Annotated in this window: 15 protein-coding genes; 6 read left to right on the forward strand and 9 right to left on the reverse strand. The window is 37.9% G+C overall.

What is annotated here, in order from left to right:
- The first annotated feature begins 55 nt into the window (after window positions 1-55).
- Entirely contained in the window at window positions 56-580 is a 525-nt protein-coding gene (locus ACK1JC_RS02710; RefSeq protein ID WP_409510315.1) for an RcnB family protein, read from the forward strand.
- A gap of 64 nt (window positions 581-644) precedes the next feature.
- On the opposite strand, the gene ACK1JC_RS02715 is transcribed toward ACK1JC_RS02710, so the two are convergent.
- Window positions 645-1,139: a phosphate-starvation-inducible protein PsiE gene (locus ACK1JC_RS02715; RefSeq protein ID WP_409510316.1), complete on the reverse strand. Its 495-nt coding sequence runs from the start codon at window positions 1,137-1,139 to the stop codon at window positions 645-647.
- 162 nt (window positions 1,140-1,301) lie between these two features.
- On the opposite strand from ACK1JC_RS02715, the gene ACK1JC_RS02720 reads away from it, so the two are divergent.
- Entirely contained in the window at window positions 1,302-1,928 is a 627-nt protein-coding gene (locus ACK1JC_RS02720; protein WP_409510317.1) for an FMN-binding negative transcriptional regulator, read from the forward strand.
- A 78-nt stretch (window positions 1,929-2,006) separates the two neighbouring features.
- On the opposite strand, the gene ACK1JC_RS02725 is transcribed toward ACK1JC_RS02720, so the two are convergent.
- The 3 genes from ACK1JC_RS02725 to ACK1JC_RS02735 all read right to left on the reverse strand — a co-directional run bounded on the left by ACK1JC_RS02725 (window position 2,007) and on the right by ACK1JC_RS02735 (window position 6,769).
- A complete protein-coding gene (locus ACK1JC_RS02725; RefSeq protein WP_409510318.1) occupies window positions 2,007-3,788 on the reverse strand; it encodes an acyl-CoA dehydrogenase C-terminal domain-containing protein in 1,782 nt (593 codons plus the stop codon).
- A 207-nt stretch (window positions 3,789-3,995) separates the two neighbouring features.
- Window positions 3,996-5,798 carry an acyl-CoA dehydrogenase C-terminal domain-containing protein gene (locus ACK1JC_RS02730; RefSeq protein ID WP_409510319.1) on the reverse strand — a complete coding sequence of 601 codons (1,803 nt, stop codon included), beginning with the start codon at window positions 5,796-5,798 and terminating at the stop codon, window positions 3,996-3,998.
- A 302-nt stretch (window positions 5,799-6,100) separates the two neighbouring features.
- Window positions 6,101-6,769, reverse strand: a complete 669-nt coding sequence (locus ACK1JC_RS02735; RefSeq protein WP_409510320.1) for a hypothetical protein — start codon at window positions 6,767-6,769, stop codon at window positions 6,101-6,103.
- A gap of 136 nt (window positions 6,770-6,905) precedes the next feature.
- Between ACK1JC_RS02735 and baeS the strand changes: the two genes are divergently transcribed.
- Entirely contained in the window at window positions 6,906-8,576 is a 1,671-nt protein-coding gene (gene baeS / locus ACK1JC_RS02740; protein WP_409510321.1) for a sensor histidine kinase efflux regulator BaeS, read from the forward strand.
- 31 nt (window positions 8,577-8,607) lie between these two features.
- Window positions 8,608-9,300 carry a response regulator gene (locus ACK1JC_RS02745; protein ID WP_409510322.1) on the forward strand — a complete coding sequence of 231 codons (693 nt, stop codon included), beginning with the start codon at window positions 8,608-8,610 and terminating at the stop codon, window positions 9,298-9,300.
- A 116-nt stretch (window positions 9,301-9,416) separates the two neighbouring features.
- Here the strand turns inward: ACK1JC_RS02745 and ACK1JC_RS02750 are convergent, their stop codons facing one another.
- Complete coding sequence (locus ACK1JC_RS02750) at window positions 9,417-9,797, reverse strand: MmcQ/YjbR family DNA-binding protein (RefSeq protein WP_409510323.1); 381 nt, start codon at window positions 9,795-9,797, stop codon at window positions 9,417-9,419.
- A 19-nt stretch (window positions 9,798-9,816) separates the two neighbouring features.
- Window positions 9,817-10,416 carry a murein L,D-transpeptidase family protein gene (locus ACK1JC_RS02755; protein WP_409510324.1) on the reverse strand — a complete coding sequence of 200 codons (600 nt, stop codon included), beginning with the start codon at window positions 10,414-10,416 and terminating at the stop codon, window positions 9,817-9,819.
- Between the two features lie 245 nt (window positions 10,417-10,661).
- Between ACK1JC_RS02755 and ACK1JC_RS02760 the strand changes: the two genes are divergently transcribed.
- Together ACK1JC_RS02760 and ACK1JC_RS02765 are read left to right on the forward strand one after the other, a co-directional pair.
- Window positions 10,662-12,065, forward strand: a complete 1,404-nt coding sequence (locus tag ACK1JC_RS02760) for a hypothetical protein (RefSeq protein WP_409510325.1) — start codon at window positions 10,662-10,664, stop codon at window positions 12,063-12,065.
- Between the two features lie 50 nt (window positions 12,066-12,115).
- Window positions 12,116-13,189: a hypothetical protein gene (locus tag ACK1JC_RS02765; RefSeq protein WP_409510326.1), complete on the forward strand. Its 1,074-nt coding sequence runs from the start codon at window positions 12,116-12,118 to the stop codon at window positions 13,187-13,189.
- A 39-nt stretch (window positions 13,190-13,228) separates the two neighbouring features.
- Here the strand turns inward: ACK1JC_RS02765 and ACK1JC_RS02770 are convergent, their stop codons facing one another.
- The 3 genes from ACK1JC_RS02770 to ACK1JC_RS02780 all read right to left on the reverse strand — a co-directional run bounded on the left by ACK1JC_RS02770 (window position 13,229) and on the right by ACK1JC_RS02780 (window position 16,320).
- Window positions 13,229-14,671 (reverse strand): protein adenylyltransferase SelO, encoded by a 1,443-nt coding sequence (locus tag ACK1JC_RS02770; protein ID WP_409510327.1) that lies wholly within the window; start codon window positions 14,669-14,671, stop codon window positions 13,229-13,231.
- A gap of 84 nt (window positions 14,672-14,755) precedes the next feature.
- Window positions 14,756-15,085, reverse strand: a complete 330-nt coding sequence (locus ACK1JC_RS02775) for a DHCW motif cupin fold protein (protein WP_409510328.1) — start codon at window positions 15,083-15,085, stop codon at window positions 14,756-14,758.
- 74 nt (window positions 15,086-15,159) lie between these two features.
- Entirely contained in the window at window positions 15,160-16,320 is a 1,161-nt protein-coding gene (locus tag ACK1JC_RS02780; RefSeq protein ID WP_409510329.1) for an acyl-CoA desaturase, read from the reverse strand.
- Window positions 16,321-16,345 lie beyond the last annotated feature (25 nt).

Below are 16,345 nucleotides of genomic sequence, written 5' to 3' on the forward strand. Positions count from 1 at the left end.
TTTATCTTAAATTAGATTTTAAACTGTCTAGATTGAATCAGGAGTGGAAAAGACAATGAACAAAAGCATCATACAGTCAGCACTTATGTTGATGATTGCTACAGTGTCTGTTTCAGTGATGGCAGATAATAAATGGGGGGGATATAAGTCGGTAGAGCGTCATCAGCATTCTGCACCGTATACATCGTCTTATCAGGGTAATGCAACACCATATGGGCATCCATTTACACAGACGTATCCTGTTAATCCACCAAATTATCACGGAGGAGGTCATTCACAATATCCTACTCGACCACTGCCAAATTATCCTAGTCAAGGCTATCCAAACCATAGTTATCCATCTTATCCAAGCTACCCACCACAAAATGGTGTGACGATTATTTATAATCATCAATTTCCAACCAAAACAGAATACTCAGGAAATAGCTACGGTTATGTGAATGGTGATGGTGGTTCAATACAAAGTTCAGAATATACCTTAATTACTGATTGGCGCCGTTATGGATTGCCCGATCCGCAAGTGGGCATGCATTGGGTTTATCAAAATGGGCGTTATGTGCAAATTCCAAATGGACGATAAAATGGAATGATTTTCCTTGAAATTGAAAGCGCTCTCTTTACGTAAAAAGGGAGCGCTTTTATTTTTAAGCCAACTCGTCATCTTCAGGGCGTGGCGTTTTGCCGTGAGGTAGGGGTTTTTCTGAGTGTTTGTCTCGTATAACCGATGGATAAGTCCAAGATGCATATCGCACCACCAAAATGGCAATCGCTAAAATGAGGATAGAACCTGTAATAATAACTTGGCTAATATCGGCTTTATGGTTGTGTTGAATATCTGAAATAAGTAATCGAGTGAGTGCTGTGATGGCGATATAAATCAGAAAACGTACAGGCATGTGATTGGTTTTAAAGTAAATACCAACCATCGCCCCCAACTCTAAGTATATGAATAACAATAATATATCATCAATGCTGGCATATTGTTTAACGGTTAAAATTTCGAATATGGTATGAACTGCTGACCATGCGATCATACAGCCAATAATAAATAGGGCAATGTAGTGAAAAGCTTCTACTGCAATATTGCCAAACTTGTCGAGGAGGTTTTCTACTTTCTCTATACGTGGGTCTTTGTTCATTTTATCCTCCAATATGTGCTTTTACGGTTTACGAAAATATCTATAGTAAAAAGCATGCAAGTTTCATGCACATGAAAGGCAAATGAAGAATCTTTGATATATTTTATGAGCTTCTTGATGTTAGTTTTAATATCGTTATTTGGATGGTGATTGAGAATAAAAATGTATTTACCTACTCATTTTCAACAAGAAAATATGGCTGAACTTTTTACTTTAATTGAAAAGAATCCTTTAGGAACTTTGATTGTAGTGCATGATGGTGAAATTGAGGCCAATCATATTCCATTAGCATTAGATTGTTCAGTTGGAGAAAGTGGCATTTTGCGTGGACATATTGCCAAAACGAATCCTTTATTTGAATTATTGGAAAATGCTCAATCTGCCTATGTGATTTTTCATGCTGATCAAAATTATATTTCGCCAAATTGGTATGAAGGAAAACAAGAGCACCATCGAGTTGTACCGACGTGGAACTATAGGATAGTACATGTCAAAGGAATAATTCGTAAGGTGAACGATGAAAAGTATTTACGTGGTATTTTGGCACGATTGACTCGAACTCATGAAGCAACACAACCGATTCCGTGGAAAATGGGTGATGCTCCGAAGGATTTTATTGAAGAACAGTTAGAGAAAATTGTTGCAATTGAAGTTGAGATTGAATCGATTGTTGGTAAGTTTAAAGTTAGTCAGAATCGGTCGAAACAAGATGTTGAAAATATAGAAAAGGCTTTGGAAAATTTAAACCCTAAAATGGCGCAGTCAGTGAAGAAATATTTTCCTCAATAGATTGTAATGAAGATAAATGTATTCAACTGCTAAAAAAAAATGCCCAAATAATTGGGCATTTTTTATTTTAAATTAAGCTTATGATTGTGTTGTGAAATAGCCTTCACTGAAGTCCATAATCACTTCAGAACCTGCTTTAATTTTCATAATACGTGAACTTAAATCAGGCAAGATACGTTGAATGAAGTAATGTGTAAGCGCAAGTTTGTCTTGATAGAACTGACCTTCTTTGTCTTTTGCAGCATTGGCAATTTTTGCAAACATATACGTGAAGCTCAGTAAACCTACAGCATGTAGATAATCTACGGCAGCAGCATTTGAGTACTCAGGATTTTCTTTTGCACGTTCAAGAACAAATTGAGTAATCATATCTACTTCAGTTGCAACATCTAAAGTTGCATCTTTAATGAAATTTAGGCTCGTGTCTAAATCATTGGCAAAATCACGGATTTCTTCAATGTATTCAGCAATGAATTCACCGTTACATTTAATGGTTTTACGACCAATTAAATCTTGTGATTGAACGCCATTTGTACCTTCGTAGATTTGTGCAATACGCAAGTCACGTACACATTGCTCCATACCCCATTCACGAATAAAGCCGTGACCACCGAAAACCATTTGCGCATCAATTACTGCATCAAATGCTGTATCTGTTAAATATGCTTTTGCAATTGGTGTTAAAAGTGCAACACGATTATTTGCTGCTGCAACTGCTTCAGGATCAGTTGAGAATTTTGTAATGTCTAATTGTTGGCCGACATAGACTGCAAATGCACGAGATGCTTCATTGTTTGCACGAGCATTGAGTAACATACGGCGTACATCGCCATGAACTAAAATGCTATCTGCTGGTTTCTCAGGAGATTTAGCACCTGTTGGGCTACGACCTTGTAAGCGATCAGTCGCATATTGTGCTGCATTTTGGTAAGCATATTCAGAGGCACCAAGACCTTGAATACCCATAGACAAGCGCTCGTAGTTCATCATAATGAACATCGCAGCTAAGCCTTCATTTTCTTTACCAACGAGGTAGCCTTTAGCAGCATCAAAGTTCATCACGCAAGTTGCAGAAGCTTTAATCCCCATTTTGTGTTCAATAGAACCAGGACCTGCTGTATTGCGCTCACCTAACGAACCGTCAGCATTAACAATAAATTTCGGTACGATGAATAACGAAATACCACGAGAACCCGCAGGTGCATTTGGTGTTTTTGCAAGTACGAGGTGGATGATGTTCTCAGAAAGATCGTGGTCACCACCCGTAATAAAGATTTTAGTCCCTGTAATATTGTACGTACCATCTGCATTTGGTTCAGCTTTGGTTTTGATAATACCCAAGTCAGTCCCTGAATGTGGTTCAGTCAAACACATCGTACCTGACCATTCACCTGTATACATTTTAGGTAAATAAGTTTCTTTTTGTTCTTGTGATGCATAGCTGTTTAACGCCATACCTGCACCCACAGAAAGAAGCGGATAAAGCATAAATGAGGGATTAGTTGCAAATAACATTTCATCTGACAGCACAGTCAGCATTTTTGGCATTGCCTGACCGCCCCATTCTTCATCAGCACCTAAGCCAATCCAACCGCCTTCAGCGTATTGTTGGAATGCGGCTTTAAAGCCAGCAGGTGTTGTCACTGCGCCATTTGCAAATTGAGCACCTTCTTCATCGCCTGAACGGTTTAAAGGCAGGGTTACATTTTGCGCAAATTTTGCCATTTCTTCTAAAATAGCTTCAGCAGTAGCAGCATCGACATGCGCTAAATTTTCATTTGATTGCCAGAATTGTTCTGCATTGAAAACATCATTCAGGATGAATTTCATATCCGCAAGAGGAGCGTTATAAATTGGCATATTGGTTCACCTATTGGTTTTTTGAATCGGATGACTTTAAATCAGTTTAATTGAACAGCATCAAAGCAGTCAGGAGATTTAAGGTAATTTATGTGACTATTTATGAAGAAAAAGGATAAAGAAAAAGGACCGTCAAAGCTATGACCGTCCTTTTCTATTTCTGCACTCAAGAGTGCAGAGTTTTGGTGTGTTTGTTCAAAAAACGACTTAGAATGCGAAGTCTTCTGGGCTTAGTGCCATGAGGGGATCAAGACCGCCTGCAATTACGTCTACATGTGAACGAACACGTGGAAGAATCTTTTTGAAGTAGAAGCGAGCAGTAGTTACTTTAGCCGAATAGAAACCAGTTTCAGTAGAACCTTCTGCCAATTTTTGTTGCGCAAGAAGTGCCATACGAGCCCATAGGTATGCAAGTGTTACATAGCCTGAGAAGTACATATAATCGACTGCGGCAGCACCCACTTCGTCAGGGTTTTGCATTGCTTTCATACCAATTTGCATCGTTAAGTCACCCCACTCTTTATTGAGTGCAGCAAGTGGCTCAAGGAACTCTTTCAAATCAGCATTGTCTTTGTTTGATTCGATAAATTTGTGCACAATTTTCGTGAAGTCTTTCAACATCGCACCTTGTGTACCCAATACTTTACGACCTAACAGATCAAGTGCTTGAATTTCAGTTGTACCTTCGTATAAGCAAGAGATACGTGTATCACGTACAATTTGCTCCATACCGTGTTCTGAAATAAAGCCGTGACCACCGAATACTTGTACGCCGTGTTTTGCAGACTCTGAACCTGTTTCAGTTAAGAATGCTTTTGCAATTGGCGTTAACAATGACAAGATATTGTCAGCAAATTTACGTTCTTCTTCAGTTTCACCTTGTTCAACGATATCTGCATATTGAGACAAGAAGTAGACCAATGCACGACCGCCTTCAGCAAATGATTTTTGCGTCATCAGCATGTTACGTACAGCAGGGTGAACAATGATTGGATCTGCTTCTTTTTCAGGTGATTTCGGACCTGAAAGTGAACGCATAGCTAAACGATCTTTCGCATATGCAAGCGCACCTTGGAAAGATGATTCAGAAGCTGTTAAACCTTGTACAGCAGTACCAATACGCGCAGTATTCATGAATGTGAACATTGCATGTAAACCACGGTTTTCAGGGCCAATTAAGAAGCCTTTTGCATTATCAAAATTGATGACGCAAGTTGCATTTCCATGAATACCCATTTTGTGTTCAATTGAACCACAACGTACAGCATTACGTTCGCCAATTGAACCATCAGCATTCACGTTGAATTTTGGTACGATGAACAGTGAAATACCTTTAGTGCCTTTAGGCGCGCCAGGTAAACGTGCAAGTACGATGTGGATAATGTTATCCGCCATGTCGTGTTCACCAGCAGAGATAAAGATTTTCTCGCCAGAAATTGCATAGCTACCATCAGCTTGTGGTTCAGCTTTAGAGCGGATAATACCAAGGTCAGAACCTGCGTGAGATTCTGTTAAACACATGGTACCTGTCCATTCACCTGAAACAAGTTTCGGTAAATACGTTTCTTTTTGTTCAGCAGAACCATGATGCTCAACGGTACGCACCGCACCATGAGAAAGACCAGGGTACATACCCCAAGACCAGTTTGCAGAACCGACCATTTCAGAAATCGCAGTACCCAATGAACCTGGTAGACCTTGACCACCATGTTCTTCAGGAACAGAAAGAGAAGGGAAACCAAGCTCTACATATTTATCATACGCAGCTTTAAAGCCTGTAGGTGTTGTTACAACGCCATCATTCCAAGTACAACCTTCACGGTCGCCGACTTGGTTCAATGGTGATAATTCATTTTCACAAAAATCTGCACCAGCTTCTAAATATTGGTCAACCAATTCACGGCTTACGGTGTCCTTGAATGCAGGGAGTTTTGCATAATGTTCTTCAGCATTTAATAATTCATGCAAAACGAATTGCATATCGCGTAAGGGTGCTTTGTATTGTGGCATATCGTTTTCCTCAATACTGGTTAAACCAGATTTATAATCTTAATAAATATTGATGATGTATCATTAAAAGAGATACATCTAAGTTCCGTTACATCGTGCAACATCTTAATGTCAGGTACAAGTATTTCATGTTGTTTTCACCGTGACTATGAAGTCAATAAAAACTTCAAATGTTGCAAAATTGCATTGAGTGTAAATGGTTTATATGAAAAAAGAATAATTGGAATGTTCCAATTCGTAAAAAGATATGTCCAAAAAAAATCGCTCAAATTGAGCGATTTTTTGCTTTTCAGATTTAAATTTTACGATGCTTTTAGTGTAGCCGTTGATGCAACAGGTGCAGACGCGGTATTTTGTGCTTTCGGTAATGGATTAAATTTTACAATACATGTACCGTCAACAGTTTGTTCGCCAAATTTAACTTGTACAGTTTTACCGTTGCTTTGACCTTGGCAAGCTTTGAAAATAGCTTGTTGTTGCACTTGACGTTGTGCAAGGCGTTGGTCAAATTGTTTCGTCAATTCAGCACGTTTTGCATCAGTTAGCATTGTATCTTGGTTCATCCCACCATGATGCATTCCATGGCGCATATGATCTGGGCGTGGTGTATTTGCATCGTCACGCATGTTTTTACGCATTTCTTTCATTGCTTTACGGTCAGCTTTGAAAATCATGTTACATGTACCATCAACACTTTGTTGACCCACTTTGACTTGAATGGTTTGACCGACAGTTTTACCATCACAAGCTTTTTGAATTTGCTCACGCATCTCTTTACGTTGCGCATGCATTTGTTTCATTTCTTCACGTTGTTCTGGTGACATTTTGTTATGGTGTTGATTGTGATCTTGACGATCCATCATACGACCATGATGATCATTTTTTGAACCTTGAGTTGATTGGCATGCGGTTAAAGCCCCCATGCTGATAACACTTGCTGTAACGAGTACGATTTTTGTCATTGCTTTCATTGTTACTACTCCAATGAATATTTTAAATTATGTTGATGGAGTTAAGATTAAATAATAATGATGTAGAAACAATGGAGAGAATTTTGAATCCGTGTTGAGTACAATGGAAAAATGAGAAGAAAAATGTGAGATTGTTTTGAAAATACGCCGTGTCCCCATCGCATTACGCTTGTTCCTGACAGTACTGTTAACAACATTACTGATTACGACAGCAAGTATGGGGGTTTTGCATTGGACAATGCAAAAGAACTTTGCCAAATATGTTGCCGATGTTGAGATGCAGAAGCTCGATCATCTCATTGATAATTTGGGCGGTGTTTACGGTATTTATCAAGACTGGGGTAATGCAGTTCAAGCACAAATTTTTCAAATTGAAGGTGATGCTGCACCCGATGATTATGATAAGTTGTCGCGTTGGTGGTTACGTCGACAGTATGATATTGCCTTACAGCAACGTTATTTTAAAGAACATACTTTACTTACGCCAATGACAGCGCAAGGTACCTTGTCTGAACAACAAAAAATGGATCAGGAAGAGTTGCGTATTCTCGAAGAGAACCTACCTTCCGAATATCAACCATTTGAAGGATTGAAGTTTCCGCTTAGTGAAAATCAAAGTTTATTTAGACCGCCTGAAAAAAATAAAGACAGTAAATCATCGACACAAACTATGATTTCACTCGATCAAAAAGATGGTAAGAAACGGTTCATTTCTATGCCTGACCGTTTAGGTTTAAGTTCGCGTTTATCTTTGTATGATGCACGTCGTCAATTTATTTTAGGCGAACCTGCGGGAGATCAGGTGTCGTATCGTCCAATTAAAGTCAATGATAAGGTAGTTGGCTATCTGGGCTTGAAACCCGTTTTAGATCAGGATGATGCGCTAAGTATTAATTTTTTTAGTAATCAAAAGCGTTATTTAGTCTTGATCTATATTCTGACTTTCTTAAGTAGTTTAGTGGCTGCATTATTATTGGCAACCTATTTTAAAACACCAATTCAACGTCTTTTAAAAGCTACGCAAGAATTGACTAAGGGTAATTTTCAGCATCAGGTAATTGTGAACCGTAATGATGAACTTGGAGATTTATCGACAGAGTTAAATCACTTAGCGACTATTCTCGATCAACACGAAAATTCACGCCGTCAATGGGTGGCAGATACCTCACATGAACTCAAAACGCCACTTGCTGTGTTACAAGCGCAGATTGAAGCGATGCAAGATGGTATTCGTAAACCTACTCCTGAGCATTTTGATGCAATGCTACGTCAGGTTAGCAGTCTGAAGAAACTCACTCAAGATTTGGCAGATTTAGCACAAGCCGAAGCGCAACAATTGAATTGTTATTTTGCTGCGGTAAACCCTTGGTCGGTGATTGTGCAAGAAGTTGAAAACTTTAAGCCGAAGTTTGAGCAAGCAGGCTTGAGTGTACATGCGCAAGGCGAGGGGACAATATTACAACTGGATGTTGACCGCTTTAAGCAAATTATTGTCAATTTACTGGGCAATAGCATTCGCTACACCGAAGCCGGTGGTGAAGTGCAGATTCATACACGCCAAGATGCTCACAGTTGGTCAGTCATTGTGGATGATAGCCCATTGGGATTAGATGACGCTCAATTGAAAAAACTCGGTGAGCGTTTTTATCGGGTGGATGATTCTCGAACTCGCAGTACGGGTGGTACAGGTTTAGGCTTGGCATTGTCATGTAAAATCGCACAGGCTTTAGGTGGTACATTACGTTTTGATCATTCGCCATTGGGTGGATTACGCTGTATTTTGACCTTTCCCAAACAACAGCCCTGAATTAATCATTGTATAAAAGGAAAAATCACGCATGAAACATATTATGCTAGTAGAAGATGAAGTGGAACTTGCACAATTGGTGCGTGATTATCTTGAGGCGGCTGGTTTTGAAGTCAGTATGTTTCATGATGGTCAGGAAGCTTATGACAGCTTTCAGCAACGCAAACCAAGCTTGATGATTTTGGACTTGATGGTGCCTCGTATGGATGGTTTGACCATGTGCCGTAAAGTTCGTGAACAGTCCGATTTACCCATTATTATGGTGACCGCACGTACTGAAGAAATTGATCGTGTACTCGGGCTCAATATGGGAGCAGACGATTATGTCTGTAAACCTTTTAGCCCGAAAGAATTGGTTGCTCGCGTACAAGCAGTTTTACGTCGTTTAGAGCGTAAAGCAGAACCTGAAGATCATAATCTTTTCCGTATGGACAAAGCACAACAACGTATTTGGTATCAACAAAAGTCGTTGAACTTAACACCAACTGAATTTCGTTTATTGGAATTATTTTTAGATCATGTCGGGCAGGTTTATTCTCGAGCACAGCTTTTAGACCATATTAACCCTGAAAGTTTTGATGTGGCTGACCGTGTTATTGATAGTCATATCAAAAACTTAAGACGTAAAATATCAGAAGCTGCTGAAACAGGGAATCGTCATGAATGGATTCAAGCTGTATATGGTGTAGGCTACCGTTTTGAGTATCCTGAAGATAACTTCTAAAGCTAGATTGCTTTTTTGTGGATAAATACAGGTTTATCCACAAAAAAATATAGATAAATAGACATCACTGAATTTTTACGTGTAAATAAAACAATAGATCATAAAAAATTAAATATTTATTGTATTGAAGAGTGAATTTTTAACGCTTGTTTTTGTACTTTTGTGAGCGTTTGTACCACCAATTCATAAGATGTGCTGATCAAATCTTCGAGTAATTCTTTGGAAATTTGCTCACCTTCATAAACTGAAATCCAATGCCGTTTATTCATGTGATATCCCGTGTGAATAGATGGATAAATATCACGTAACATATCGCCGTTTTCAGGTAGTACTTTTAAATTGATAAATGGCTGACCTTGTAATGTCGATGTCAGTAAAAATACTTTATTCATGACTTTAAAGACGGGAATATCCTCGCCGAAAGGATAGCTTAGTTCCGCTTGAGCTAAAGTCTTTGCAAAACGTAGCGCATATTGCTGAATATCATTTCCTGTCATGATGAGCTCCTATTATTTTCTAAGGATAAATTTCGATGGCTGTTCCATCATCAACGAGTTTCCAAATTTCATCCATATCGACATTTCTAACGGCTATACAGCCCCAAGTCCAATCACTTTTGGGTAAATATTGCATTAAACTTGATAATTTTTGAACTTGTGCTGTGGTTGCTGAACCATGAATCATTACATCGCCACCTGCTGAAACACCAAGCTGATCCGCTTTTCTCTTATCTTTTTCATTTGGATAAGAAATGTGGAGTGATTTATAAAAAGCACTTTGAGGATTGCGCCAATCGAGTGTATAGCGTCCTTCAGGTGTTTTACCGTCACCTTCTTGAACTTTGTGTCCAAGTGGATCAAAGCCAAGTCGCATGACATAACTGCGAATAATGTGTTCATCATGTAGAAGTTGAACTCTACGTTCAGCTTTATATACTTTGACTTCAGTAATAGGACTGTTTTGCCGAATTTTTTGTATTTCACTTACTGTTAAATTTGGGAGGAATTGCGCAGTGTCTGTTGTGGGAATATATTGAGCATATTTTTGATAAGCATAAACACTTAAAATACTGAGTGTCATTAAACCGAAAAGAAGAAATATCATTTTTTTATTCATAGGTGTTTTTTATACAGAGGCTTATGTTTTATTTTGCTTATTTGAAATATTAAATGCCATAGTGACTTTGTGTAGTATATTGAGAATTGATTGTTTATTAAAAATTAAATTAATTTAAGTATTTAATAAAAATAATAAATAAATGATAATTTATACAACATTTTATTGAGTTTTTGCCAAATAAACTATATTTTGAGCGGGCTTTATATTTATAAAAATGATTTTATTAAAAAGAGGGATTTCTGATGTTATTTAAAAAAACATTATTAGTAGTTATGTGCAGTACAGTGATGGTTGCTTGTGGTGGTGGTGGGTCATCATCTGGAGATAGTTCAACAAGTGGTGGTAATGGTAATGTTGTTGTTCCTACATCGGATTTAGATAAAGCGAAACAACTCATTGATACAACGAAAGCAATAATTTCTTATTATGATGGTTTTGAAGATATTGCAGACAATTATAAAACCCCAGTAACAGTGATTAATGATACGGCATTAGATTTAAGTCGTGGAACAGGAATGGTTCTACTTCTTGCTGAACTTGCTTTGGAAGATGCAAAAGGACAATCAAAATCATATAATGCTGATGCATTAGAAGCTTTACTTAAGCAAGAGGCAATTAACAATGATTATCCAATTGAATATGATTTAAAAAATAACACTCTAAATATTCAAGTGACAGCAGGTTCTGTTCAAGTAACTGGTTCAACGGATGTTGCTTATTGGGATGGTTTCAAGGATGGTATTTCTTGGGATTGGAGTAATTCGCAGTGGTGGATAAATAAAGGTAATTTTATTTATACAAACCAAGCAACGGTGAATGTAAATAATGTTGTGATAGAAGCCCCTTTTGTTTCCAATCAAAAAATATATAACTTTAAAATTGCGAAAGGTGGTGTGATTGATATCACCAATGTAGCTAAACAAAAAGCAAAATTTAGTTTTACAGAAGATAGTACAGCACAGTTAGTTTATGCTGTTTCAAATACAATGAATAATCAAGAAACTTTACCAACAACAGCGGCATTAACATTAAAAGGTTTAGTTTTTGAAAGTGCCGATGTGAAAGCGACATTAAGTGAGGTTTCATCTGAAGCTAAACAAGCCCAATTTAAAAATGGTGTTGAAACTGCCGAACAGCTGATTCCATATAAATTGACTTTGAAGGGTCAAGTTGCTTATCTAAAAGAAGTACTAAATTTAGATGTAACATTTAAGCTCAATAATGATTTATCTAAAGCTATTGATATGAGTGCTGGTGAAACATCAACAAGCTTTATCAATGCAGATTTGGCAGTCAAACTTGATGGTAATCTCAAAGGTGCAAATGCAGCACCAACACCATTTAGTATTGGGATTACAGCAAAACGTGCTGAATATACTAAAGGCAATGCAACTGTTGCATTGGCTGTAGATAAAAATGCATTAGATATTGAATTAACTGCAACGGATATTGATAAAGAATCACCAATTGTGAGTGGTTTAATCAAACATAAAAATGGTGCATTTGTACAGGTTGCAGATGTACAAAAATTTACTTCTGCAGATGTGAAAGTCGGCAGTACAAGTTATGGCACTATTACGAAAAATTCATCAGATCAGTATGTGACTAAATTTATTGATAATACGATTACTTACATTACTCCTTAAACTCTGACTTGAGAGAAGAGGACAGCATATGCTGTCTTCTTTCAAATTGAATGAAAAAAAATCTTATATTTTTAATGCTGTGCCCAACATGGGTATATGCGGAACAGTCTGTTCGTCTTTCTGTCAATGCTGAACTTTATAGTGAACCAGTATCTGTACATGCTTTTTTAGATGATTGGGAAACTTCGAATCTAAAAAAAGGAAAAAATGCTTTTGCTTCAGGGAAAATGAAACTTGAAACCCAAAAAGACAATTGGACATTGGGTTGGGTATGGAGTTATGACTATCAACTAAATTTTAGTGAAGACATGGCAAAGTTGTATTACCAAATTGAAAATGATCAACTTATTGATGGTAACAGGCGCTATGATTTAGAACTCGAAGCGCAGCATGTTGATACGGTTGGAACACGATTTGCCTATGATTGGAACATGGGCTCAAATTGGAAAGTTACAACCGGTGTAACAGCGCTAATTGGTCGTCATTATGTTGATGGAAATTTTAAAGCTACAGGTCAAACAACAAATATGACCGAGCTTATGGATCGTGTTGATTGGCTCAATGGGTATTTAGGTTATAGTTACGATAAACCTGCACTCAAAGAAGATGAATTGGGTTGGAATGGTAAGACCAATAAAGGTTATGGTTATAGTTTTGATTTAGGTCTGGCAGGGAAGATTGGTCAAAATTGGTCGGTCAATGTACAGCTTGAAGATGTATTGGCGCATCTTTATTGGGACAATGCACCTTTTACACGTTATTCACTCTCATACGATCAAGACGGTCGCCCGCGTATGAATATCGCAGGGCAACTAAGTACAACAAAAGAATATAAGCAAAAGTTACCTTATAAAATAACCTCTGAGATTCGTTATAAACCAGAAACTCAACCATGGAGCTTGAGCCTGAGTAGCTTTTCTAATGAATATTTAACTTTAGCTCAATTGAATGGGTTTTGGCAGACTGAGCCTATAAAATACGGTATTCATATTGAACCACAAACACAGTCTTTAGGTTTTTCTGCACAACACAAAAATATTGGCTTTAAATATATGGCAGATGATCTTGCAACAAATGATGCGCATCGCTTTAGTACGTATTTATATGCACAATATTTTTGGTGAGAGCCATAGAATTGAAGTTCATTTAGGTGTGTTGAGTTGTTAAGAAGAACAACTCACCATTACTTCAGGTACATCACTTGGCAAGGGGGCGAGGTCTTTTGCACATTCCAAATCAGGTTGCTTAGTAAAAGGCTGACTGAGTAATTTAAACAGTCGATCGACTTCTGAAAAATCACCGCGTTCAGCATGTTCAATTGCTTTTTGTGCCATGTGGTTACGCAGAATATAAATAGGATTGGCTTTAAGCATTTCAGCATCCAATTCACCTGTATTTTGATTTTTACGAATATTTTCATACTGAGTAAAAAAGTCTTCAAACTGACGACGATCAATACAATCATCTTTAATAGCTTCGTATTGTTTATTTTGCATACGAGTAAAGCTGTCGGTGTAATCCAGTTGCTCACTTTGTAGAATTCTTAAAAAAGCCATTGCACAATCGAAACTGTCTTTATGGAAAATTGGTAGACCTATTTTCTGACATAGACCATGGGTATAATTTTCTAAAAATGTCGGTTCAAAATGCTCAAGACAATTGGCTAAATCTGTTTTGAATTGTTCTTTAGTTTCAGGTTGGGTAAGTGGAATTAAATTATTTAACCAATTCCACAAATTCCAATGTGCCATACTCGGCTGATTTTGATAAGTATAACGACCATTATAATCACTATGATTATTGATCCAATTTGGACGGAAGCGTTCCATAAAACCGTATGGACCAAAGTCCAAAGTTGAACCTGTGATATTTAAATTATCGGTATTCATCACGCCGTGTGCAAAACCGACTAATTGCCATTTTGCAATCATCACAGCCGTATTTTGAATGACTTTAGTGGCAAAAGCTAAAATAGGCTGCTCTGCTTCTAAACATTCAGGATAGTGCCATTCGATACATTTTTGAGTAAATTCTTTCAGTAATTCAGGTTGATATTGATTGATCCACTCAAAATGTCCTAAGCGAATATGACAGTCTGAAGTACGGAGCATCATAGCACCAAGCTCTAATTTTTCACGCTGTACACCTTGAGCTGAAGATGTAAACCCAACCGAATTACTCGAAGGTACACCAAGTGAATTGAGTGCATGACCTGCTAAATATTCACGAATGACCGAGCGTAAAACTGCACGACCATCACCCATACGGGAGTAGGGGGTTGAGCCCGCACCTTTTAAGTGTAGGTCTATCGTCTGCTCATTTTTATTTAAAATTTGTGCGATGAGTAAGCCTCGACCATCGCCCAATTGTCCTGCCCATTGTCCAAATTGATGTCCTGCATACACCATTGCGAGTGGGTGAAATTCAGGAAATGTTTTTTGTCCGCTACAGATTTCAATCCATTGTGTTTTGTCTTCATCAGACCATTGTAATTCATCCGCCAATGTTTCGTTGAAATGTCCTGCTTTTGCACCTTTGAGCGGTGAAGGCATTTGCTCATGGTAGAGTTTTGGATTGAGTGATGGATAGCGTGGATTGAATTTCATAACAGAACATCAGCAAGGCTTTGCTGAAACTATAGCAAAGTTTAAAAATGGATTCGATGGTTCAAGTGTTGTATTCACATAGGCTTAATCTACAATGAATAACTTTGCCCCATTTTCTGTAGATGAGCGATGTGCTTCAGCATGATCTGCAACTTGATAACTCATTCCTGCTGTGAGTGTAAATATACGGCCATCTTCAAGTTCGGTGTGTAATTCACCTTCTAAGCAAAGGAGGATATGACCTTTATAACACCAATGGTCTGCTAAGTAATTTTCTGAATATTCAACCATTCGCACACGAATATTGTCAAATTGTTGAGTACGCCAAAGCGCATATCCGTGTTCACCTTCATGGCGAGTTGTAGGGATATTTGTCCAATTGGTAATCCCAAAAGGAATATGATTGATATTCACTTTGTTCTCTTTTATTTTAAAAGTTTAAGGTAAAAGAAAAGCTCCATTTCGGAGCTTTTCAATATTCATTAAAATTAAACAGTATTCTTTTTAATGCCACGCATCAACGTTTCTAAACGATCACGATGGAAAGCAAGTTTTTGTTCAACCAATTGAAAATCAACTTTAAGTTTGACATCCATTTGGTGAATCTTTTCAGCCACAGACGCTTTCTTCGCTTGAAGTTCTTGCTCTTTTAAAGCAGCCCAATCATTAAGCGTATGCGTAAAAGCTTCATATTCTTGTGAAACTTTGTGCTTCATTGCAAGAATGTCAGCATTGACATCATGACCATATACAGCAAGATCCTGTTGGGCATATTTAAAGCGCATCGCAAGTTCAGCTTTTTTGATATTAAAGCTAGGAATACGACGTAAATTTTTGGCTAAACCCAATTTAGAGCAAGACCAAATCAGCCATTTTGTTGGGTCATATTGCCACCATTTAACCCCATTACGATAGTCATATTGGAAGATGTGATGGTAGTTGTGGTAACCCTCACCCCAAGTCGCAATCGCAAGGACGAAATTATCACGCGCTGTATTTTCATCTGTATAAGGACGTTTGCCCCACATATGACACAGTGAATTAATAAAGAATGTAACATGGTGACTGAAGATTAAGCGCAATAAACCACCTAATAACAATACACCCCACATATCACCAGTTGCCCAACCAATTGGCAATAAAATACCTGCATGGACTGCAATAACCAATGGAATGTAGTATTTATCTTGGAACATCACGACTTTATCATTCAATAAATCGGGTGCATTTTTATAGTTTGAACCACCAGATGGATAGTTACGAAGCATCCAACCAATATGTGCGAACCAAAAACCATTGTTGATAGAATACGGATCTTTTTCCACATCATCAACATGACGGTGATGGGTACGATGACCTGAAGCCCAGAAAAGAATACTGTTCTGAACGGCAAAAGTTCCCATAATCATTAAAATAATTTTTAATGGCAGTGTTGCTTCATAGGCACGATGCGCCCATAAGCGGTGATAACCCGCAGTAATGCCTAGACTGCTTACACCAAGCAGTACAAACAAACTGATCCAAGCAGCTACGCTAAAATCATGATGCCACGCATAAAGTGGAATGGCGATCACAGCAACAATAGGAAGAAAAACTAGAGCAAAAACAGCGATCCAGTTAATCGGGGCTTTGGGTAGGGGAGCATTCATCTCCAACAGCACTCCTGAGAACCTT

Origin of the sequence: Acinetobacter sp. TY2, assembly GCF_046269225.1 — a bacterium.
Lineage (GTDB): Bacteria > Pseudomonadota > Gammaproteobacteria > Pseudomonadales > Moraxellaceae > Acinetobacter.